The organism is Vibrio sp. B1REV9 (assembly GCF_905175395.2).
GTDB classification, from domain to species: Bacteria; Pseudomonadota; Gammaproteobacteria; order Enterobacterales; family Vibrionaceae; genus Vibrio; species Vibrio alfacsensis.
Window position 1 is genome coordinate 1 of record NZ_CAJIMW020000687.1, and the last position, 22,733, is coordinate 22,733.

Annotated in this window: 23 protein-coding genes; 14 read left to right on the top strand and 9 right to left on the bottom strand. The window is 41.7% G+C overall.

Features of this window, described 5'->3' with window-relative positions:
* The first annotated feature begins 112 nt into the window (after nt 1–112).
* The 13 genes from KHN78_RS05135 to pseI all read left to right on the top strand — a co-directional run bounded on the left by KHN78_RS05135 (nt 113) and on the right by pseI (nt 11,537).
* Nucleotides 113–328 carry a 3-oxoacyl-[acyl-carrier-protein] synthase III C-terminal domain-containing protein gene (locus tag KHN78_RS05135; protein ID WP_263422512.1) on the top strand — a complete coding sequence of 72 codons (216 nt, stop codon included), beginning with the start codon at nt 113–115 and terminating at the stop codon, nt 326–328.
* Nucleotides 329–342: 14 nt separating this feature from the next.
* Nucleotides 343–561: an acyl carrier protein gene (locus KHN78_RS05140; RefSeq protein ID WP_128811930.1), complete on the top strand. Its 219-nt coding sequence runs from the start codon at nt 343–345 to the stop codon at nt 559–561.
* 9 nt (nt 562–570) lie between these two features.
* A complete protein-coding gene (locus KHN78_RS05145) occupies nt 571–1,314 on the top strand; it encodes an SDR family NAD(P)-dependent oxidoreductase (protein ID WP_211915555.1) in 744 nt (247 codons plus the stop codon).
* A 10-nt stretch (nt 1,315–1,324) separates the two neighbouring features.
* Complete coding sequence (locus KHN78_RS05150) at nt 1,325–1,612, top strand: hypothetical protein (RefSeq protein ID WP_128811926.1); 288 nt, start codon at nt 1,325–1,327, stop codon at nt 1,610–1,612.
* Between the two features lie 10 nt (nt 1,613–1,622).
* Nucleotides 1,623–2,324 (top strand): SDR family NAD(P)-dependent oxidoreductase, encoded by a 702-nt coding sequence (locus tag KHN78_RS05155; protein WP_211915554.1) that lies wholly within the window; start codon nt 1,623–1,625, stop codon nt 2,322–2,324.
* Nucleotides 2,324–3,679 carry an ANL family adenylate-forming protein gene (locus tag KHN78_RS05160; RefSeq protein ID WP_223917773.1) on the top strand — a complete coding sequence of 452 codons (1,356 nt, stop codon included), beginning with the start codon at nt 2,324–2,326 and terminating at the stop codon, nt 3,677–3,679. The genes KHN78_RS05155 and KHN78_RS05160 overlap by 1 nt, the downstream gene beginning before the upstream one ends.
* A gap of 24 nt (nt 3,680–3,703) precedes the next feature.
* Nucleotides 3,704–4,846, top strand: a complete 1,143-nt coding sequence (gene rffA / locus KHN78_RS05165; protein ID WP_211915553.1) for a dTDP-4-amino-4,6-dideoxygalactose transaminase — start codon at nt 3,704–3,706, stop codon at nt 4,844–4,846.
* A 2-nt stretch (nt 4,847–4,848) separates the two neighbouring features.
* On the top strand, nt 4,849–5,967 hold the full coding sequence (locus tag KHN78_RS05170) for a hypothetical protein (RefSeq protein ID WP_211915552.1): 1,119 nt from the start codon (nt 4,849–4,851) through the stop codon (nt 5,965–5,967).
* A gap of 111 nt (nt 5,968–6,078) precedes the next feature.
* The gene (pseB, locus tag KHN78_RS05175; protein WP_211915551.1) at nt 6,079–7,092 is read left to right on the top strand and encodes a UDP-N-acetylglucosamine 4,6-dehydratase (inverting); all 1,014 of its coding nucleotides are present in this window, start codon (nt 6,079–6,081) and stop codon (nt 7,090–7,092) included.
* A complete protein-coding gene (pseC, locus tag KHN78_RS05180; RefSeq protein ID WP_211915550.1) occupies nt 7,089–8,264 on the top strand; it encodes a UDP-4-amino-4,6-dideoxy-N-acetyl-beta-L-altrosamine transaminase in 1,176 nt (391 codons plus the stop codon). Before pseB ends, pseC begins: the two co-directional genes overlap by 4 nt.
* A complete protein-coding gene (gene pseF, locus KHN78_RS05185; protein ID WP_211915549.1) occupies nt 8,264–8,956 on the top strand; it encodes a pseudaminic acid cytidylyltransferase in 693 nt (230 codons plus the stop codon). Before pseC ends, pseF begins: the two co-directional genes overlap by 1 nt.
* A 15-nt stretch (nt 8,957–8,971) precedes the next feature.
* A complete protein-coding gene (gene pseG, locus KHN78_RS05190; RefSeq protein ID WP_211915548.1) occupies nt 8,972–10,474 on the top strand; it encodes a UDP-2,4-diacetamido-2,4,6-trideoxy-beta-L-altropyranose hydrolase in 1,503 nt (500 codons plus the stop codon).
* 7 nt (nt 10,475–10,481) lie between these two features.
* Nucleotides 10,482–11,537, top strand: a complete 1,056-nt coding sequence (gene pseI, locus KHN78_RS05195; protein ID WP_211915547.1) for a pseudaminic acid synthase — start codon at nt 10,482–10,484, stop codon at nt 11,535–11,537.
* A gap of 76 nt (nt 11,538–11,613) precedes the next feature.
* Here pseI and KHN78_RS05200 read toward each other — a convergent pair whose 3' ends face one another.
* The 9 genes from KHN78_RS05200 to KHN78_RS05240 form a co-directional block, all read right to left on the bottom strand.
* Complete coding sequence (locus tag KHN78_RS05200; protein ID WP_211915546.1) at nt 11,614–12,552, bottom strand: glycosyltransferase family 52; 939 nt, start codon at nt 12,550–12,552, stop codon at nt 11,614–11,616.
* A 4-nt stretch (nt 12,553–12,556) separates the two neighbouring features.
* Nucleotides 12,557–13,822 (bottom strand): lipid IV(A) 3-deoxy-D-manno-octulosonic acid transferase, encoded by a 1,266-nt coding sequence (gene waaA, locus KHN78_RS05205; protein WP_211915545.1) that lies wholly within the window; start codon nt 13,820–13,822, stop codon nt 12,557–12,559.
* Nucleotides 13,816–14,874 carry a lipopolysaccharide heptosyltransferase II gene (gene waaF / locus KHN78_RS05210; protein WP_211915544.1) on the bottom strand — a complete coding sequence of 353 codons (1,059 nt, stop codon included), beginning with the start codon at nt 14,872–14,874 and terminating at the stop codon, nt 13,816–13,818. The genes waaA and waaF overlap by 7 nt, the downstream gene beginning before the upstream one ends.
* Nucleotides 14,871–15,860, bottom strand: a complete 990-nt coding sequence (gene lpxM, locus KHN78_RS05215; RefSeq protein ID WP_211915543.1) for a lauroyl-Kdo(2)-lipid IV(A) myristoyltransferase — start codon at nt 15,858–15,860, stop codon at nt 14,871–14,873. The genes waaF and lpxM overlap by 4 nt, the downstream gene beginning before the upstream one ends.
* A 110-nt stretch (nt 15,861–15,970) precedes the next feature.
* The gene (rfaD, locus tag KHN78_RS05220; RefSeq protein WP_211915542.1) at nt 15,971–16,912 is read right to left on the bottom strand and encodes an ADP-glyceromanno-heptose 6-epimerase; all 942 of its coding nucleotides are present in this window, start codon (nt 16,910–16,912) and stop codon (nt 15,971–15,973) included.
* Nucleotides 16,913–17,392: 480 nt separating this feature from the next.
* A complete protein-coding gene (locus KHN78_RS05225) occupies nt 17,393–19,606 on the bottom strand; it encodes a YjbH domain-containing protein (protein ID WP_211915541.1) in 2,214 nt (737 codons plus the stop codon).
* A 2-nt stretch (nt 19,607–19,608) separates the two neighbouring features.
* Complete coding sequence (locus KHN78_RS05230) at nt 19,609–20,373, bottom strand: capsule biosynthesis GfcC family protein (protein WP_211915540.1); 765 nt, start codon at nt 20,371–20,373, stop codon at nt 19,609–19,611.
* A 4-nt stretch (nt 20,374–20,377) separates the two neighbouring features.
* The gene (locus KHN78_RS05235; RefSeq protein WP_211915539.1) at nt 20,378–21,022 is read right to left on the bottom strand and encodes a YjbF family lipoprotein; all 645 of its coding nucleotides are present in this window, start codon (nt 21,020–21,022) and stop codon (nt 20,378–20,380) included.
* A gap of 152 nt (nt 21,023–21,174) precedes the next feature.
* Nucleotides 21,175–21,399: a hypothetical protein gene (locus KHN78_RS05240; protein ID WP_211915538.1), complete on the bottom strand. Its 225-nt coding sequence runs from the start codon at nt 21,397–21,399 to the stop codon at nt 21,175–21,177.
* Nucleotides 21,400–22,159: 760 nt separating this feature from the next.
* Between KHN78_RS05240 and KHN78_RS05245 the strand changes: the two genes are divergently transcribed.
* On the top strand, nt 22,160–22,690 hold the full coding sequence (locus KHN78_RS05245; protein ID WP_211915537.1) for an outer membrane beta-barrel protein: 531 nt from the start codon (nt 22,160–22,162) through the stop codon (nt 22,688–22,690).
* Nucleotides 22,691–22,733: the final 43 nt, after the last annotated feature.

The window sequence follows — 22,733 nt, forward strand, 5'->3', positions numbered from 1 at the left end:
AGTATGATCGTTAACCTGACATTCTCGAGTTTAGTGGGAAATCAATGAATGATATTGATTACTTATTTTCCATCAGGCAAATCAGTACATAATTTCAAACATTGTTAGACGGATTAAAGCGCCTAAAGATAAAGCGCCAAGTGATATTGTGAGTTTATACGGAAATCAAAGTAGTGCATCTATTCCTTGCGCCATCTCTCATACTTTAGGTGGAAAGGTGGTATCTGTGAATGATGTTGTACTCTCTGGTTTTGGTGTCGGCTTGTCTTGGGCAAGCGCGGTGCTGTCATTAAACAATGCATACGTGTCTGAAGTCGTAGTGTTATAAAAGAGAGAGAAAAAATGAATAAAGAGCAATTTCTTGAAGAGCTAACAGATGTTCTTCAGCTAGAAGACGCAATTAATGAATCGACAAATCTCAAAGAGCTTGAAGAATGGGATTCGATGGCTCATTTGGGTGTGATTTCGATGTTTGATATTGAGTTTTCAAAGAATATCACCAACGCTGAACTTAAAAACATTGAAACTGTGTCTGATTTGATGGCTCTAGCCGGTTTATAAGGCAGTATCGTGTCAAAATTGTATTTAGTCACAGGTGCAAGTTCGGGTATTGGATTAGCGATTTGTCAACAGCTATTGGCAGAAGGTCATCGTGTTATTGGTGTTGCTAGAAGTGAAAAGATCGATGTTAAGGTTCTTATAGAACGATACCCTAATAGATTCTTTTTTCACTCTAGGGATCTCTCTGAGCAAATAGATGATATTCCGAAGTGGATGAAAGAGCTCGCTACAACTTATGGGTGTTTTTCTGGCGTTGTATGCGCTGCTGGATTATCTAAAGTTATGCCAAATCGCTTTAATACCTATGAGCAAATGATAGAGGTATTCAACCTCAACCTATTCTCATCCCTAGCGGTAGCAAGAGGGTTAGCTCAGAGAAAAGTTATTGACGAAAGTGGAGCTAGCATCATCTTTATTGCTTCAGTGGCTGCAACTATCGGAACAAGTGGTTTAGTTAACTATGGTGCGTCTAAAGCTGGGCTGATCGGTGCGGTTAAATCTTTAGCTAAAGAGTTTGCACCTATGCTAACTCGAGTCAACAGTATTTCTCCTGGATTGATTAAGACTGATTTGACACAGAATATTTATGAGCCCGAGTACTTTGAAAAACTAGAAAAACTCTACCCGCTAGGGTTAGGTAATGTTGGTTATGTAGCTGATGCTGCATTGTTTTTATTGTCAGATAAAGCAAAGTGGATCACTGGCATCGATATGGTCGTTGATGGTGGTGTATCTCTTGGTTGTAATGAGTAGGTAGTTATAGATGGAAAAGTATATTGAGCTAGTTTTGTCCACTCTGCATGAAATGGGTGAGGATGAAGATAATGAGGCTTTAGTTGAAGCTCATGAAAAAACAAAACTGTTTGGTGCAAGCGGCGTTCTAGACAGTGTGGGTATCGTATTCTTGATCACTGAACTTGAAGAGAAGATTAGTGATGATTTTGACGTTGATGTCACGTTGGCAGATGAAAAGGCCATGAGTCAAGTGACCTCTCCTTTCCGAAATGTTGAAACGCTGGCGAAGTATATTGCACAGTTGGTAGAAGAGTAGAAACTAAATTATGCCGTTGAATATTGTTATTACAGGTTCTAGAAAAGGTCTGGGTAAAGCATTAGCAGAGCATTATCTGGCACAGGGGCATACCGTCATTGGTTGTAGCCGTCAGGAAAGCAGCGTTGAACATGAGCGTTACCATCATTTTGAATTGGATGTAACCGATGAAAAGGCGGTTGTTTCCATGGTGAGAAGTGTGAGAAAGCAATTTCGTACTGTTGATGTATTGGTGAACAACGCAGGCATGGCAGCGATGAACCATTTTCTGACAACGCCTTTGAGTAGTGCTGAGAAGGTGATGGCAACCAATGTGTTTGGTACCTTTTTGTTTTCTAGAGAAATAGCAAAATTAATGATGAAACAAAAATCGGGGTCTATCGTTAATTATTCAACGGTCGCTGTACCATTAGATCTTGAGGGTGAGGCGATCTACGCAGCAAGTAAAGCGGCAGTAGAATCATTGACCAAAATATCAGCTAAGGAGCTGTCTCCTTACGGTATTCGAGTTAATGCTGTTGGTCCAACCCCAGTACCAACAGACTTGATCAAAGCCGTGCCAAAAAAGAAGATTGAAGAGCTTATTGAAAGCCAAGCAATCAAACGACTTGGGAAAGAAGACGATGTCATTAATGTCGTTGATTTTTTCATCTCACCAAGAAGTGAATTTATTACTGGTCAGGTGATCTACTTGGGAGGGGTGTTCAAATAATGGAATATTTAGATAAGCTGTCAGGTTATTCTGATGAAGTCGCCTTGAGCTTCAACTCTGAACAACACAGTTACAGTGATCTCAATCAGAATATTAAGCGCTTTGGGAATGACCTAAAACAAATTACTCAAAGCCAAGTCGTTTGCATTGTTAGTGATTATTCATTTGATGCTATTTCTTTATTTTTTGCTCTAGTGAAGAAGAAGTGCATCATTGTCCCGATTGTGAGTGAGAACCAGGAAGAAGTTGAAAAACGAATTGCTGTGATAAAGCCTGACGTGGTGATTAACCTACGTAAGTCAACAGGCATTGCTTTTGAGCAGTTTGAGCAAGATACAGCTAATCGTCATCAATTGATACTGGATTTGATATTTCGCGAGCAGTCGGGTTTGGTTCTCTTTAGTAGCGGCAGTACTGGTGAGCCTAAAGCAATGATCCATAATTTAGATGTATTGCTGGCTACTTATGTAGATAAACGACCGAAGTCATTGTCTATTATGGTATTTCTGATGTTTGACCACATTGGGGGGTTAAATACGTTACTCAATTCTCTTTCGATGGGCGCTAAAATTGTTATCCCAGAAAAGAGAGAGCCAGAACATGTCGCGATGTTGATCGAGCGTGAGAAAGTCAATTTGCTTCCTGCCTCACCAACATTTTTAAATATGATGCTCATTGCTAATGTACATCAGCATTACGACCTTAAGTCTCTAAGAATGGTGACATATGGCACTGAAGCGATGCCTGAAAGCTTGTTGCTGCGTTTGAAAGCAACCTTACCTCGAGTTAAGTTGCTGCAAACATTTGGTACGAGCGAAACAGGAATTGCTCAAACGTCTAGCCGCTCTTCAAGCAGTCTAGAAATTAAGTTTGATGACCCAAATCAAGAGTACAAGATCGTCAATAATGAACTTTGGTTGCGCAGTAAAACGCAAATAATGGGTTATTTGAACCATGATATGAGTAGCTTTTCTGAAGATGGCTGGTTCCAAACAGGTGATTTGGTCGAGCAGTCGGAAGATGGTTACTTAAAAATTATCGGTCGAGCAAAAGAAGTCATTAATGTCGGCGGTGAAAAAGTGTTGCCGAGTGAGGTAGAGTCAGTACTACTTGGTATTGATGGTATCGAGGATTGTGTGGTTTATGCGGCAGCGAATGCAATTACAGGGCAAACCGTTGTAGCTAATGTTACACCTAGTGCAGGTACAGATCTAAAAGAGTTGAAAAAACAAATCCGTAAGTGCTGCAGAGCTCAGTTAGATACCTATAAAGTACCGACTAAGATTAATTTCAATACAGATACTGGTGTTAGTGAACGATTTAAAAAAGTTCGTATTAATAAATACAATAATTAATTATCTGAGCAAGGTAATCGAAGAATGATCCCTTTTAATAAGCCTCCAGTCGTGGGTACTGAGACTACATTTATTCAACAGGCACTTTGTAGTGGAAAACTGAGTGGTGATGGTGCATTTGGTCATCGATGCCAGGCATGGTTTGAACAGCAAACCGGTTGTCAAAAATCGCTACTCACCCCATCGTGTACTCATGCACTTGAGCTTGCTGCATTGCTAATAGATATTCAGCCTGGTGATGAAGTTATCATGCCAAGTTATACTTTTGTAAGCACAGCCAATGCGTTTGTGCTTCGTGGGGCTAAAGCGGTCTTTGTTGATGTTCGTCCTGACACTATGAACATTGATGAAACCAAAATTGAAGCAGCGATCACGAAGAAAACTAAAGCTATTGTGCCAGTTCACTATGCAGGGGTTGCCTGCGAGATGGATACAATTATGGCTATTGCGAAAAAGCATGGTTTATTTGTTGTTGAGGATGCCGCTCAAGGGGTAATGTCAACTTATAAAGGGAGACCTCTAGGTTCAATTGGTCATTTAGCAGCGTATAGTTTTCATGAGACTAAAAACTATACTTCTGGCGGCGAGGGTGGCTTATTGCTTATTAATGACAAAGCCTTTGTTGAGCGTGCGGAAATTCTTCGAGAGAAAGGCACCAATCGCAGCTTGTTCTTTAGAGGGATGGTTGATAAATACACTTGGGTTGATGTAGGAAGCAGCTTACTTCCGAGTGAGATTCAAGCTGCATATCTATGGGCACAATTAGAAAGTGCAGACGCAATTAATAAAAAAAGAATCCAACTCTGGAATAAGTACTATGATGAGTTGAGTGTATATACCACTACTCATGGTATCGAATTACCTACTATTCCATCTGATTGCCAGCATAATGCTCATATGTTTTATCTAAAGTTGAAAGACTTAGACCAAAGAATGCAATTTATTGACTTACTTAATAAACAGCTAGTCATGTCAGTATTTCATTATATTCCTTTACACTCTTCACCAGCAGGAAAGGAGTTCGGTGAGTTTATTGGAGAAGACGATTATACGACAAGAGAAAGTGAAAGGTTGGTTCGGTTGCCTCTCTATTTCAACATGGAAGATAAAGAGCAATCTGATGTTATTAAAGCAATAAAAGTTGTTTTAGACAAAGTGGAAAAGTAGTTATGTTATCTCATGATATTAAACATGTATTTTTGGTATCTAGTGCAGAAGTTTTTTCACCACTATATTTGGATGCATTACTATATAAGGCGAATATTCTACCGGAGTCAATATGCGTTGTATATTTTCAGAGTAACGCTAGCTTTGTTAAAGAGCCCAAGAGAATTGGTCATATTAATTATGTAAATTTTTCCGAAGTTGATCGTTCAATATTCATTAATGCTAAAACGATAACCTATTTCTCATTGAGTCCACTCAATTCTTCGCATGTAAAGGAAGTATTGGAAATTGATTCTAATATTAAAAATAAGTGTTATATGTTCATTACGGATGATGAAGTTGAACGTTGGTTAAAATGTATTGATAAATATGGATGCATCAAACCAGACGCGAAACTTTTGATTAGTGATAACGACGTATGGGTATTGGGCCGACAACAATATTTTATCGCTCTAGATACTACGTTTCGAAACAAGTTGAAAAGAGTCTTAGAACGATCAGATATTAAGATTGTTGATGCTGGTGTTATATTTGACACCTTACCAACACTTTGTTCGGAAAAATTAGAAAGTGCTATTAATTTAGAGTCAATTCATAAAGTAAAAAGAATAATGTTAGGTTCTAAGCCCAACGCTTTTAATTATAAGGAAATAAAATCTTTTCTTAGTGAATTTGTCTCGAGAGGAATTCACAAACAATACAAATTTATTGTTATGTGGCCGAGTCAACAGTGGCGAAAACGCGTTATTTTGGAACTCTACTTATTTTATTTACGAAAATTTAAGAAAGAGGTTGTTGACCTCTCTGTAATTACTTCGCTTTCTCCTTTGTCATATACAACTTTAGTTATGTCTAATACTCACTTAGTTCTTCAACCTCGTGGTGGTGCAAGTACGGCCAGACAATTCATGAAGTGGGGGCAAGGCGTGGTTTGTGTTGCCAGTGACAGCCATAATGATCAATTTTTTTGTGAGTCTCAGTCTGTCGATCTGATTCGCTACAGAACTTATAGTCAACTTATTGACCAATTAGAAAGAGACGTTGATATAGTAAGTAATGCTAATAAAATTAAAGCAGAAGAAAAGAGATCGTTGGATATGTTGATTGAACTTTATAGCTAAACAAGTTTAAAGCATCATTTAAAGAAAAGTGCTAAAGTAGATACAATTAAATCTAGGAAAATCAAGGTCTTTAGACTTTCTTAGATTCTATATTCAGAAAAAGAGCATATTATGTTGAATTATAAATCAATTTTAATCACTGGCGGCACCGGTTCGTTTGGTAAACAGTTCATCAAAACCATTCTGGAACGTTACCAGGATGTTAAAAAAATCATTATTTTTTCACGAGATGAGTTAAAGCAATTCGAACTCAAGCAACAGTATCCAGCCAAAGACTTCCCTCAATTGCGCTTCTTCATCGGCGATGTTCGCGATCAGCAACGAATGATCCAAGCTTGTGAGGGGGTTGATGTAATTATTCATGCCGCAGCTATCAAACAAGTTGATACAGCAGAATACAACCCAACAGAGTGTATCCGCACAAACATCACCGGTGCGGAGAACGTCATTAACGCAGCTCTACAATGTGGCGTGAAAGATGTGGTTGCTCTATCTACTGATAAAGCTTGTGCCCCTATTAACCTTTACGGTGCCACAAAGTTAGCGTCAGATAAGCTATTTACAGCCGCAAACAATATTAAAGGCTCTAAAGACATCCGTTTCAGTGTTGTTCGTTACGGCAATGTAATGGGCTCCCGAGGTTCTGTTATTCCATTTTTCTTGAATAAGCGAACTGAGGGTGTATTGCCTATTACTCATGACGAGATGACGCGTTTCAATATCTCACTGCAAGATGGCGTAAACATGGTGATGTACGCACTAGAAAACCATTTAGGCGGTGAAATCTTTGTACCAAAAATTCCATCGTACAAAATTTTGGATATTGCAGAAGCGGTTGCTCCTGAATGTGAAACTAAAGTTGTTGGTATCCGCCCTGGTGAAAAGTTGCACGAAGAAATGATCACGGATACTGACTCATTGAACACTATTGACTTAGGTAAATACTACGCAATTCTGCCATCTGTATCGTTCACTTACACAGAGCAAGAATATCTAGAACACCACAAAGCTGAAAAAGTACCGTTTGGTTTCAAATACAACTCAGGTACGAACACAGAGTGGGAAACAGTAGAAAGTTTACGTGCTCTAGTGAAAGAGCATGTCGATCCAAACTTTACAGTGTGAGAACAGCAGTGATTCCTTACGGTAAGCAAGACATTAATCAGCAAGATATTGATAGCGTTGTTGATGTATTGAATTCAGACTTTCTGACTCAGGGGCCTCAAGTCCCTGCGTTTGAACAAGCACTTATTGATCATACCGGTGCTCAATATGCACTAGCAGTTAATAGTGCGACATCAGCGTTGCACATTGCCTGCCTTGCACTTGGTTTAGGAGAGGGAGACTGGCTCTGGACCTCTCCGATTACTTTTGTTGCATCAGCAAACTGTGGTTTGTACTGCGGTGCTCAGGTCGATTTTGTTGATATTGACCCTGACACTTATAACATGTGCCCACAACGCCTAGAAGAAAAGCTCATCAAAGCGAAAGCTGAAGATAAACTTCCTAAAGTCGTTGTACCGGTACACCTGTGTGGCCAACCGTGTGATATGTCGGCGATTGCTAAACTGGCAAAAGAGTATGGCTTCAAAGTAATTGAAGATGCTTCCCATGCTATTGGCGGTAAATATCTGGGCTTACCGATAGGGAATTGTGAATACTCTGACATCACGGTATTTAGCTTCCATCCTGTCAAAATTGTAACCACAGCGGAAGGTGGTGCGGTAATGACTAACCAAAAAGCCTTATCTGACAAGATGGCTTTGCTTCGCAGCCATGGTATCACCCGAGACCCTGAGCAAATGGAAGGCGAGAGCCACGGTGGTTGGTACTACCAACAGATTGATTTGGGTTTTAACTACCGCATGACAGAGCTTCAAGCGGCATTGGGTGTTTCTCAGATGAAGCGTTTAGACGACTTTATTGCAGCACGTCATCACCTTGCTGATCGCTACAATGAGTTATTGAAGTCCCTACCAGTGGTATTGCCATATCAATTGGAGAATACTTACTCTGGTCTTCACCTTTATGTGATCCGTTTACAGTTAGAACAAATCTCTTTGACACACAAAGAGGTGTTTGACGCCTTGAGATATAGGGGGATTGGCGTGAACTTGCACTACATCCCTGTCCACACTCAACCGTATTATGAAAAAATGGGTTTCAGTGTGGGGGATTTCCCTGAGTCAGAGCGCTATTACAGTGAAGCGATTTCTCTTCCTATGTTCCATTGCATGACGGAAGCACAGCAAGATACGGTTGTTCAGGTACTTACTGAAATTTTGCAGGGGCGCTAATGAAAGTCGCGATTATTCCAGCTCGAGGTGGTAGTAAGCGCATACCGAGAAAAAATATCAAAGCGTTTCATGGTAAGCCTATGATTGCTTATTCTATTGAAGCAGCCATCGCCTCTGGCTGCTTCGATAAAGTGATCGTTTCAACAGATGATGAAGAAATTGCAGCTGTGGCTAGGGCTCATGGTGCTGAAGTACCGTTTCTACGCCCGGCAGAGATTTCTGATGATTACGCGACAACAATGGATGTCATGGCTCACGCTATCCATTGGTGTCAAAATGATGGTTGGGACGTAGAAGCGGTTTGCTGTTTATATGCAACGGCACCGTTTGTATTACCAGAGGACTTACAGCGAGGTTATGCTCTTTTACGAGACACTGGCGCACAATTTGTCTTTAGTGCAACCTCATTTCCATTCCCAATTCAGCGTGCTATTAAACTCGACGAGTTCGGCTCGGTTTCGATGTTTTCGCCTGAAAATGAACAAGTAAGATCGCAAGATCTAGAAGAAGCTTATCATGATGCTGGTCAGTTTTATTGGGGGAAAACCAGTGCATTTTTAGCAAGGCTTTCTATGTTCTCCCCTCACAGCAAAGCCGTGCTTTTACCTCGTAACCGAGTTCAAGATATTGATACTCCTGAAGATTGGGAGTTGGCAGAAGCCTTGTTTTCTGTACTAAAGCTAGCTAAGTAACAAATAGGTTGAGCCATGAAAGTTGTTTTCCGAGTTGACGCCTCTTTATTGATCGGAAGCGGTCATGTGATGCGTTGTCTCGTCCTTGCTGATGAGTTAGGCCAAAAAGGGTATGATATTGAGTTTGCCTGCTCCCCGCTTGATGGGGACATGCGGGCGTTTATTCGTGAGCGAGGATTTAATGTTATCACCCTTGCTAAGCCTCAACGTATCATCGCACCACAGCATGACGCTGATTATGAGGCTTGGCTTCAAAAGAGTGTCACAGAAGATGCACAAGACTTCTTAGCAGCGGTCAAGGCGGCAGATCTTGTTGTTACGGACCATTACGCTATTGGCGCTGAATGGCAAGAAAAAATTGTTGCAGTACTAGATTGTTGCTTACTTGCTATCGATGATTTAGGACGATGCCATAGAGCTGATTTAGTTCTAGATCAAACTTTAGGGCGAAGTGAAGTTGATTACGCTTCGTCCAATACCGAGGCTCTCGTTGGCAGTGAGTATGCGCTGTTGCGAATGGATTTTTCTAATAAGCGAGAAGCCGCTCTTTCTAGACAACTATCTGATGCGCCCCTTAAAGTGCTTGTCTCTATGGGGGGGATTGATGCACCAAATGCGACACTGAAAGTTTTAGAGAGTCTTTGTTGTCATATTAATGCCGACTTTACCGTTTTGTTGTCCCCTAGAGCGCCTCATTTTCAGCAGGTGAATGCATGGTGTTTAACGCAACCCAATGTTCGACATCAAGAATTTGTTTCTGATATGGCGAGTGTAATGCTAGAGCATGATATTGCGATCGGAGCACCAGGAACTACAAGTTGGGAAAGGGCTTGTCTTGGATTGCCAAATATTATTGTCCCTCTTGCCGAAAACCAACAACTTATTTGTGAGCAGCTCGTAAAGCATAATGCGGCTATCCATGTTGATATCAAAGATATTCCATCGACGTTGCATGGTGCTTTTCTGAAAGTGATCGAGGAATGGTCTCAATTTAGAGAGGCTAACCTTGCTCTTTGTGATGGACGAGGAGTTCGTCGAGTTATTTTTGAAATAGAGCAATTAATTAGCAAAAAGCGCGATGGTGTGTCTTTGCAATATGCATCTCAAGACGATATCGCACTTATCTACGAGTGGCAAAGTCACCCAGAGACCAGAAAATATGCACTGAGCCCAACTATTCCTACTTGGGATGAACATCAGGCTTGGATGCTGAGAAAGCTAAAGTCGACTTCTGATTACTTTTATATGGTCGTTGATCGAACAGATAGAAGTAAAGTTGCTGCTGTACGTTTAGATAGAGTAAAAGCAGGGCATTACCTTGTTTCTATATTTGTTGATCCTAAAAGTTATGGGAAGGGAATTGCACTTCAAGCGCTAAATGCAATTGATGCGATTCACCCTGATGTCACGTTGCATGCAACGGTATTGAAAGCAAATGTTGCATCTCAACGATTATTCAAAAAAGCTTGTTATCAACAAGTTGATCAAGAAACTTATATCCGACAACCATTTGATTGAGGCAAAAATGAAGCCATATATAACCATTGACGGCCGCAAAATCGGACCGGATCACCCTCCATATATTATTGCAGAGCTTTCCGCGAATCATAATGGTGATATCAACCGTGCTTTCCAAATTATGGAAGAAGCGAAAAAAGCGGGTGCGGATGCGATTAAATTACAAACTTATACCCATGAAACCATCACAATAGATTGTGACTCGGAAGAGTTTCAAATTCATGGGGGTCTATGGGATGGCCAGACTTTGTATGAATTGTACAAGGGTGCTCATATGCCATGGGAGTGGCACAAGCCATTGTTTGAAAAGGCGAAAGAGCTTGGTATTACTATCTTCAGTTCTCCATTTGATTTTACGGCTGTTGAACTTTTGGAAGAGCTTGACGCTCCAGCTTACAAAATCGCATCTTTTGAAGTGATTGATCTACCGCTTATTAAACGTGTTGCTCAGACCGGTAAGCCAATGATTATCTCAACGGGTATGGCCAATGAAGAAGAAATCGCTGAGGCAATTAAAACAGCGAAAGATAATGGCTGTCAGGAATTAGTCGTTCTTCATTGTGTCAGTGGCTACCCTGCTCCTGCAGAGCAATACAATCTAAGAACGATAGCCGATATTGCAGAGCGTTTTGATGTATTGTCTGGTCTATCGGATCATACAATTGATAACGCAACAGCAGTCGCATCAGTGGCAATTGGCGCTTGTTTAATCGAAAAACATGTCACAATGGATCGTAACGGGGGCGGCGCTGATGATAGCTTTTCTCTTGAACCGCAAGAGTTAAAAGCATTGTGCCAAGATGCAAAAACAGCGTGGCAGGCTCTTGGGCATGTTAGCTATGAACGGAGCGAAGCCGAAAAAGGCAATGTGAAATTTCGCCGCTCTTTATACATAGTGAAAGATATTCAAGCTGGTGAACGAGTCACGGAAGAGCATGTCCGCAGTATTCGTCCAGGTTTTGGTTTAGCACCAAAATATTTGGATGATGTGATTGGTATGAGTGCCAAAATAAACCTCTCAAAGGGTATGGCATTGTCGTGGGATATGTTGAAAAACGAATAATCCTTAAGGGTATGAATAATATAAACAAGTTGGAATATGAGGTTAATCCAACTTGTTTAATAGTACTTCGGTAGTTTTAGAAGTTGTAATTACCTAATTTCCAATCATATAAATCTTTATGCAGATCTGATAATAGAATATGAATATCTATATTACTATTAACTTCTTTTAGATTAAAAAGAGAAGTGGAGTTAAGAGTGAATAAACTTATATTTTCTCCATTAGGGCATATCATAGCTTCTGCAGGTATATACTTGTCAATAATATCACACTCAAAATATAAAGAGTAATCCGTGTAATCACGAGGGTGAGGTTTGATCATGTTTATCTTATATTTTTCTATAATCTCTCGATATACTTGAACCTTTTCAATCTCAGAAACAATGGCTGCCTCACTAATTGGCTGTGTGAACAAAATATTCTTATTGTTCAATTCTAATGTAAATTGTTCAAAAACTAGCGCTAAACCGTATGATCTAGTATAGGCAAGAAAATCAGGTATTGTGAATGGTACTACTTTATTACATAATAGAGGGTCGGCTTGTTCGGGTTTTGATAAATAGACGTGCTGTATTTTCTTGTCATAACCAAGAGGAGATATAACACGGCCTTTTATTGCGCGCTTAAATCTTTTAAGTATAGGTATTTGGCCATTATAGTTACCTATGCCATCCTCAAGTATAGAGCCATTTTTAAAGTCGAAAAGAAAAGCATAAGTGATATGGTCATGTCCGAAGAAAGTCTTGCCTTGGATAAACTCAGTAACGTCATACTTTAATAGGCCAAGTTTATATAGCAAAGAATCCCAATTGCCATTGAGTTTAGTGTTAACAATAATGACATTATCCAACTGACTGTTTTTAAGAAGTGCTTCAAAGTCGACGTGGCTGACAAAAACGGTATTTTTGCTACCTTTATTAATATAGAGGTAAAGAAATAGAGCAAAGATAGAGTTTACATAACATACGTTACTATAATCAGAGCGTATTCTTTTATACGTGATAATTTTTTTCATTTATTTATTCTAAAATAAGAGTTGCGAGTCTATTTGCAATGTTCGTGTAGTTGGATAAAAATTTGGACTTCTGAAATTTTTCTGTGTCGCTTGGTACTTCTGAAATAAAATGTTGAGATAGTTTATTAGTGATATCTTTAATGTTATCGCCCACTTCACACAGTGAATGCGCTACGAGTAAGTCGACAATCTCTTTGAAATTGTAATAACTTGGCCCAGTGATTACCGGCACACCAAGCGCTGCAGGCTCCAACACATTATGCCCACCAATTTTGTCTCCAGCTAGACTTCCACCCATAAAACAAACATCCGTGGCACCAATAAGAGTGAGCATTTCTCCCATTGTGTCCCCAAGGTAAACTTGAGTCGATTCCGTTACTTCGGTTTGGCTTGTTCTCCGAACGGTGTTGAACCCTTGCTTTTGGCAAAGTTCAAATACGTTGTCGAAACGTTCAGGATGGCGAGGAACAAGCACCAATAGTGCATCAGGGTGTGACACTAGAACTTGTCTATGCGCTTCAAGAACTTGCTCATCTTCGCCCTTGTGAGTGCTGGCAGCAATCCAAACAGGGCGGTCGTGGCCAAGCTCAGTACGAAGTGCTTTAGCTTTTTCTCTTACGTCCTGTGAGATCTGAATATCAAATTTAATCGAACCTGTAACTTCTAGTCTTTCTTTGCTAATACCTAAATGCTCAAAACGTTCGGCATCTGATTCGGTCTGACAAAGTACTTTATCTAGACAAGGGATGAATAGGTTAAACAGGGGCTGAACTTTGGCGTAGTTCTTACATGATTTTTCAGAAAGGCGAGCATTTACCACGCTGATTGGAATATCTGCTTTATGGACTTCGTTTAACGTATTTGGCCAAAGCTCAGTTTCAATGATTAACATTTGCTTTGGTTGGCTCGCCTTTAAAAAGCCTTTAACTGCAAAAGCGAAGTCAATCGGCATATAGCGATGTTCAATCAAGTCGCCTAATTTGGCAATTTGCTCTGCGCCAGTACTTGTCGTCGTCGTGACGAGGATCGGTTGCTCTGGTCTTTTCTCTTTCAAAGCTTTGATCAGAGGTATTGCCGCAATACTCTCACCGACTGATACCGCGTGTATCCAAATTGGTCGTTCAGTCGATTCTAACTTCGGCGTAAAGCCAAAGTGCTCTTTCCAGCGTTTGCCAAATTTAGGCTTGTTTGGTTTGCTTTTGTACAAGCCAAACAACAAAATTGGTGAGGCAAGTGCTAACAGTAATGTATAGATAATACGAATTAACATGGGCTTACGGTAATCGCTTCAAGTTTTTGGATACTGTTAAGAACTTGCTTTGGCGATAACTCCGTCAAACACTTTAAGTGTTTAAACTGACACTCGCGTTTAAAGCATGGACGGCAGTCAATGTCGGTATGAACAATTTCGACTTTTTCTGCCAGTGGCGGGGTGTATTTCGGTGATGTTGAACCATATACAGCCACAACGTTACATCCAACAGCCGCGGCTACATGCATTAGGCCTGAGTCATTAGCCACTACAGTTTGGCATGCGGCTAGAAGATCGACCGCTTCAATCAGGCTTGTTTGCCCAGCCAAAACATGAATTTGGTGCAGGTATTCTTGTGGGACAAGCATTTTGATGTTGTTGCAGGTCTCGAGATCTTTTTGTGATCCGAATAACCAGATTTGATGCCCAGATTTTGCCATTTGAGTCGCGACTTCTGCATAGTGCACTTCCGGCCATTTCTTGGCTGGACCAAACTCTGCTCCTGGACACAAACCAACAACAGGGGCGTTTTGGTCTAGATTAAATTTGTCGATAGTGGCGTGTTGTTCTTTTTTATCAATAAACAGACTTGGGCGAGGTAGGGTCTTTAGACCGCCTAAAGAAGAGGAATCGATCATCTCGGCTTCGGCGTACGCAAGTGCCACATAACGTTCAACCATGAACTGGAACGATTTCATGTTTGGACGCAAGTCATTGAGCAGACCGTAACGCATTTCACCTTTCCAACCAGTGCGAAGTGGGATATCAGCAAACCAAGGAATCAGCGCTGACTTTGCAGACTTCGGCAGGATGTAGGCGTGGTCGTACTGTTTTTCTTGTAATGATTTACCAATTTCTCGACGACCCAATAAGTTGAACTCACCATGACCAATAGGCATTTCAATGGCTTGGTGGATCTCTGGCATGCGCTCAAGAATTGGTTTACACCAACCTGGTGCAATTACATCAATTTGGCTTTCTGGATGAAGTTGCTTTAACACGATGTACAGTGATTGTGACATCACCATATCCCCCACCCAAGATGGGCCGATAATTAAGATTTTTTTCATTTATCTACTTGCCAGTCAGTAGTGTATCTCTGTTTAAAGAGATGGTAATAGTTATTGCGATCTTCTTGAGAGTGCAGCAGTTGTAATACCCACATGTATTGTTCAGGTTTACTTTCTACAAAATACTCAATGGCTTGATTGCAGGTACGTGCATCTTGTTCTTCACCTTGGTCTAGCTCAAATGCAGGTAGGATCTCAATATCAAATGACCCATCTTCGGTATTCATGGAAGCGAACATAGGTAACACTTTCGCACGTGATAACTTAGCTATTTTACCTAAACCCGGCAACGTTGCTTTTCTTGTCGCGAAAAAGTCGACAAACACACTGTGCTCCGGGCCGTGATCTTGATCCGGTAGGTAGTAACCGATGTAGCCATCGCGAATCGATTTTAAGAAAGGCTTAATGCCACCGGAGCGCTCATAGACTCGACCACCATATTGCACGCGTTGTCTGTGCATCAACCAGTCCGCTACTTCATTTTTCTGTTTTTTTGCCATTGCAGAGACGGGCATACCCATCGAAGCCAGCAAAATTGCAGGAATGTCGATTGCCCAAGAGTGGGGCACCATTAGGATGACGTTTTCATTGTTGTCGATGTGTTGTTGCAAAATATCAAGGCCACGGATCTGACAACGTTGCTGTAACCACTTTGGTGAACGTAAGCTGAGTAAACTAAAGCGGAAAAAGAATAGGGCTGCTGTATAAAGGGTTTTCTCAATAAGGGCTTCACGTTCTGCGAAAGTCTTTTCAGGAAAGCATAATTCAAAGTTCACACGAGCACGATGAGCAGGCCCTTTGTGGGATTTCGCCAGCTTTTTTGCGATGGTTTTTGCAAGCCATTGTTGAGCTCTTAAAGGCAATATCGCAAGCGGTAAAGAAAGCACTACACCTAACCATGTTCCCCAATATTTTGGCGCAAGAAAGTGACGCTCAAACTCAGGGTTATAAGCTTTAGGATCGAAATCATCACGTTGTTCAGTCATGAAATTTAAGCACCTATGGTTTGGATAGAGGCAAAAGAAGATGTTAGGAATGATACTAGTAATTGTATCAGAGTAAAGGCGGTAGATTTCTCTACCGCCTTTGAAAGGCATTAGCGGTTTTGAATGGCTAGGTATTCCGCCACACCCTCGGCAACGGTTTTAAATACCACATCACAGCCAGCAGCACGAAGCTTAGTCAGGTCTGCTTGAGTAAACTCTTGATATGCGCCTTTTAGGTGGTCAGGGAAAGGAATGGTTTGGATTTCACCTTTACCGTGGTGAGTGATCACCGCTTTCGCCACTTCTTCAAATGATTCTGCATTACCAGTACCACAGTTAAAGATGCCTGATACGCCATTTTCTAGGAACCATAAGTTAACTTTACTTACGTCACCCACGTACACAAAGTCACGCTTGAATGATTCACTGCCAGCGAACAATTTTGGATTCTCGCCCGCATTGATCTGATTGTTTAAGTGGAATGCAACTGATGCCATGCTGCCTTTGTGATCTTCACGTGGGCCGTAGACGTTAAAGTAACGGAAACCGGTAATTTGCGACAGCTTCTCGCCGTGCTCTTCGGCATCTTGCCATAGGCGACGTACATAGTTATCAAATTGCTGCTTTGAGTAACCGTACACATTTAGTGCACCCTCGTACTCGCGCTCTTCGATAAAGGTATCTGTCTCGCCGTAAGTCGCAGCAGATGAAGCGTATAGGAACGGAATTTCACGATCTAAACAGTAGTGAAGTAGCTCTTTAGAGTACTCATAGTTGTTTAGCATCATGTATTTGCCATCCCACTCGGTTGTTGCAGAGCAAGCACCTTCGTGGAAAACCGCTTCGATAGGTCCGAAATCATCACCAGCCATGATTTGGGTAAGGAAGTCGTCACGATCCATGTAATCAGTGATATCAAGATCAACTAAGTTTTTAAACTTCTTGCCATTTTTTAGGTTGTCGACAACCAGAATATCGTTAATACCTGCTTCATTCAGCGCTTTAACAATGTTGCTGCCGATCATGCCAGCACCACCAGTTACGATGATCATAAGACTTCCACCATAGATTAAAATTTTCTCAGGAATTTTAGCAAGAAACAGAAAATAGCGCTATGGATGGGGATAAAACAAGTTTATAGGTTTAAAGATAGGTTCTAGAGAAAAGCAAGGTCCTAGGTTCTAGGGCCTAAGCTTTTGGATTACGGCTTACACGCAATCGTTGTTTTTGAGTGGTAAGGAAATACTCGTTATTCTGAACAGTGAGGAACGAACGTGATTCAGAATCTACTGTAAGATAGTGATTCCACTAAGGTGATAAATTGAAATGAATCAGTCCGCTGGTAATAGATCCCTAGTCTCGCTAAAGCTTGCTGAAATGGCGCAATTGGTGAGTATGTATTTTTCCGTAAGCGAGGCGCTCCGTATTCACTATTCCTAACACTTTCTCAAAAACTAATGAAATCCACAAACTTCCAGCGCGTGCCACCTAGGACCTAGGCGCTAAAACCTAGGCCCTAGTTTCTTTATCCTCTAATACCAAACGTTGCGTGCGTTAGTCACATCAAACAGTTGGTATTTACGGTTCAGAGTTTGGCCGCCGTCACGTGTAATTGGTTGCCAAGCAACAGTACCGCGACTTGTGCTTGGTTTTACTGTCATCACATCAAACGGAATTGATACATAGAAGCCTTTGTTGTAGCTGCCTTCACCGTATTCTTCCGTCGTTAGGTCTGTCATTGTAGCAAACGCGCCCACAATCATGCCTGATTTGAATTGCTTAGAAAATTCAACACGAACGCCGTTATCACCACCTAGGAATTTACCCGCACTCACTTTAAACAGCGTATCTTCTAGCCAAGACCACTGTGGCATGTAGTAACCAGCAAGCTGCCCTGTTGTACCTTTATCTAAGACGTATGCTTGGCAGTGAACTTGTCCAGGTTTACAGTTTGAGGCATTGTAGCCATCGTAATAGAAGTACGGCTCATTAAATGTACCAAACCAGCTATCAGGATCTCGCTGAGAGATAAGGTTTGCGTCTAAACCAATCGCCCAGTTTGCGTTGAGTGGACGATAGAGAACCTCGCCACCCACACCTGCGAACATGCTTTCCAAGTAACCACCGTAAGCTTGGGTGTAAATGTTGTTTGCTGGCTGCTCGAACCAGGTTAATTGCAAACGGTTTAAGCGCACTGGATTATCATGTACATAAGCGCGGAAGAGCGTGCGCACACGAGGGACAGCAAAGTTAGAAATGTGTGGGTTTTGTTCAACATAGTTAAACTTGTCGTAGTTATCGACAAGGTTAAAGTAAATCGAACCACTTATTTCTAAATTGTCAGTCAACCAAGCATTCGCATCGGTATTAAACCCAAGATTAAATAAGTAAAAATCTTCTGGCCCACCAATTGATTGCGCGAGTACTGGAGAGATGCCTGCATTCCAACGGTGTTTGTTGGTTGCGAGGTGCATTGTGCTCTCTTCTGGTTCAGGATTGCTGACTTTAGTTGCATCATTTAAGTGTGCACCAATGTAATCGTTATTCACCACTTTTTTGTATTGGCTAGCATCAATATCGGTACTAGTTAACTCAATACCATTGCGGTTTTCAACGATGCGGTAAGTCGTTACATCTTCAGATGTATTATTCGCAAGAATACGAGCCGCACGATCCAGTGCTTCTTCGCGGTTGCGATACTTCACTTGCTCACCAGTTACCACAACGACACCATCAATTTGCTCAATAGTGCTTTGTTTATAACCCGCATTGGAGCGCAGTTCTTTTGCAACTTGCTCCCAATCGGTATTTTCACTCGACGGGCGCGCCATTACCGTTTGTTTTGGCTCATCACGCCAAATGGCTTTCATATCGTTAAAGTTGGTGTAGAGGTTAAAGCCAAAGGTTAGTGTATCACCACGTTGATAACTCAGTTTTGCATCACCCCAATCGCCAAGTTGATACAACACGCCTACGTTCCACGGTGTGTGCTGAGGCATTGGTTTTCCGCCGCGAGTGTACGGGAAATCCCCTGTATAATCGTTAGCATCGTATTCGAGTTTTAAGCGAAGTGGTTGATACGGCGTTTGGTATTCAATACCACCATAAATCGAGGCTGGGCCTTTAAACCAACGCTCAAAATCAACACTGCCGCCTTTGCCTTTATAAGCACCATCACGATCGCAGAATTTATCGCTGGCTTTACAGAATGGGTTGGTGATGTTGCCACTTTGGCCGATGTAGCCCCAACCAATACCCATAGTGAAGTCTACCGGACCAAAGCGTTTGGTTGCGGCAATAAATTCACCATCGAATAGGCCTGTACCGCCAAAGTCTCGAACACCAATGGACGTTTCAGGCAGCCAGTAGCTTTCTTCCAATAGACGGATCTTAAAATCGATGCCTTTATCGGTGTATATGTTGTCACCGCTATAATCTGGGTTTGAGTTGTACAGCATATCCGGTACGCGGGTGTAACGGATGGTTGTCTCTAACCAAGGCATTAATTGCAAAGAGGTGTAGTAGTGATGGTAATCATCATTGATGTTAACCCCAATATTGAACTCCCCCTCAGGAGCCATGCGACCAGATGGCATTTGCATGAGGCCAACACCGCCAAAATCGGTTTGCGAGGCGCGAAGCGTGACCGGTTCAAGTTTAGAAGCGAAACCCACCTGACTAAAAGGAAGTAAAGCGATACCAAAGAGCGCCGTACTGATATGAGATTTAGAAATATTGCGGCTCATTGTTAGCGTTTCACCATAGTTAGAAGAGAGATAATGTCTTGCTCTAAATCAGCAAGCTCACTGCTGCTTGAATCAAACCCAACAAAAATAATACTGCCAGGAATGACATGACTATGTTGGTTGTTCCAATATGCGATGCCGACTTTAGATGTCGTTCCGTTTGGCGCAATGACCCAAGCAAAACTTTGGCTTGCCTGATGAATGAGTTTGCCTTGCTCTAAATAGTTAGCAACATCATAAAAAGAAGAGAATGTCACAGGTTTTGGAGCCGCTAAGCCCGCCAAATAAACCACACTTGGGCGCTCACTGAGCGAAAGCTCATAGTCACCAGGCATTTTCGGGTTGCGTGATAAGTCCAATCGTACTTTGTCGATATCAAGTGAGGTAACGATTCGGTAAGCATATTGATAGGATTGAATTTGCTGTAATAACTGTTCTGCTGCAGTTGAGTAGTCATCATCTGCTGCAAGTTTTTTTAGACGCAGAACCACACTGTTGTAGAGTTCATCTGTAATCTCTTGCTTGTTGGTATCAAAAAGGCGATACCCCTCATCAAACGTGTTGGTTTGCTTTTGAATTGCAGTTTGTTTGAGAGCATCGCTCAGGACTTGATCTAAACGAACCGCCTCTTGATATTGAAGCTGTGCGTTGTGTTCAAGCAGTGTGACGTTGGTGGTCTCAGTTGCCCAAGCATGGGTGGAAGCACAAAGAAAAGAGAGAGTTAATGTCAGCAGTTGTTTTGCACGCATAGTCGATAAAAGAAGCATCAGGTTACTCCGTGTAAGGCTTTAAGATACTGAATTCAATGCGAGTCATCTTTGGTCCAATGTATTGAACGCTTTTTAATACGTTATTATCGGCATCGATCCAATAGCTGTTTTTTATGCTGTTATTCAATGCGGCAAAATTAACGCTTTCTTCCCAAACAGTGAGTTCTTTTGTCCAAATAGGTGTTTGGATGGTTTCTTTCCCTTGCAGGGCATACTCACTCTCTGCATTGAAACCGTAGTTGCTTGCGGGCCAATCGTATCGACTGCGTGAATGGTCCGTTTCTTGCCATGCACCATCTAAACTGGCTCGTTCTGCTAAATTGTATTCAGGAAGATTAAGTGTTTTAACGATACGGCCCTGTTCGGTCACGATCATGGCTTTATCTGAGGATACCCATTTAAGTTGAGTCTGATTATTTTCAGGGTTTACATCAGCAAATGCGAGCACCATAAAAATTTGTTGGCCGTCATTAATACGAAAATACGCACTAGCATAAGGTAATTGTTCAATTTGTTCCGTTGTCATATTGACGTCATCAAAGCCAAAAATGGCTTCTTTAAGCGTGTCGTTAACGGTTTCAAACCTTTGAGAGCATCCAGACAATAAAATAGTCATAGCGACTGCCGGAATCATTCCTAGTTTCATTCAAAAACCTTATTTGAGTGAGCAAATCGAAAAAATGATGGTTAGGTTAGCAGGAATTTACGTGTAAAAACAGATTGGGGGGAGAGAGGCATTATTTTGAAAAAGAATAAAATTAGGGCCTTACCGAGAAAGGTAAAGCCCTTGATTCAAACTTAGTTTGTACCAGTAGAACCAGTAGAACCAGTTGTACCGTCGTTGCTGTCGCTTGCTGCAACTGCTACCACTGTTACTGCTGCTGCTGCGCCAACTGCTACTGCTGTTGTTGTTGCAGAGCCTGCTGCTGCGCCTGATGCTGCAGTTGTGCTGCCAGCTTCAGTTGCTGCAAATGCAGTAGATGCGCTTAGTGCCATAAGAATAGCTAGAGCTGTATTCTTCATTATTAATCCTTGTATTTCTAATTTTAAAACATCGATGTTTGATGCATTTTAGGTGCATCACGTAACATTTTAGTTAAAAAACAACCAGCATGTAAATAGTTTCGTATGAAAAAGAGAGGAAGAAACTGCTGGTCCTAGGGGAGAAGAGATAGGTCCTAGGTAAAAAGCAGGTCCTAGGATCCTAGGTTCTAGGGCTCAATGTTTTGGATTACGGATTACGCACAAACGTTTTATGCAGTGTAAAAATACTTTCTCAGGAACTAATGAAATCCACAAACTTCCAGCACACGCCACCTAGGATCTAGGCCCTAAAACCTAGGCCCTTTATTCAAGTATTCCGTAAGCGAAGCGTTCCGTATTCGGTATTCAACAACATACGTAAATAGTCATTGAGGTACACTAAAGTCCCAACAAACTCCCCTAGGACCTAGGTCCCTAATCCTTTTTTCTTCCGCCTAAAAACTGCGCGTTTTACCGCACATTCACACAATTCCAATCAGCCGCCTCTTGCCGTTTGACGCCAATCCATGCATAATTTGCCAAATTTTTTGACTTTATTCGCTCCGTTTTTTGAAGCGAGTCATCAAATTTAGGCTTAATAAAACATATTCATAATAAACCGACTTATCGGTGACCAGCGAACAGTGGCTAACGCGTAATGCCGCCGGGCGGTAGCGTGGGAACGCACAAGAAAGTTAACAAATAATCACTGAACGCGTCTTCTCTATTATAGTTCAGTCGATACCCAAGGGATAATTTCGTGATCAACAAACGACCATGGCTAGGGGCGTTGAGTGCGATAAGCGTAGGCTTGTGCTCATTTTCTGCTTCAGCAAACTTCTATTCCGGCGCATTGGTTAGTTACTCTAACGCCGAATATCACCACACCTCATCTCAAAACACCCAGTCTACAGTAAGTGAAGGCAATCCATTTTTATTGCAAGCACAAGCTGGTTACTTCTTCAATGATTACCTCGCTTTAGAAGCGCGCTACGGCACCTCTGTCCAACGTGATAGTGGTCTTGCTGTCGACAGTCTAGCTAGCGGCTTTGTTAAGCTAAACATGCCAGTAGCTGAGCGTATCGCGTTATATGGATTGGCGGGTTACTCTAGCGTTCAGATCGATAAACAAGGTGTTGGCTCACTCAAAGAGCAAGGCTTTAGCTTTGGCTTGGGTATGCACTATGCGCTTGATAAGCACAATGCCGTTGTGTTTGAGTTTATTGACAGTGCCTCTGAAGACCAAGTTCGTTTAAACGCGCTTACCATCGGTTTTCAACACCGCTTCTAACATCGAGATCGAGCGCAATCGCGACGATTTTTCACTTCACTCT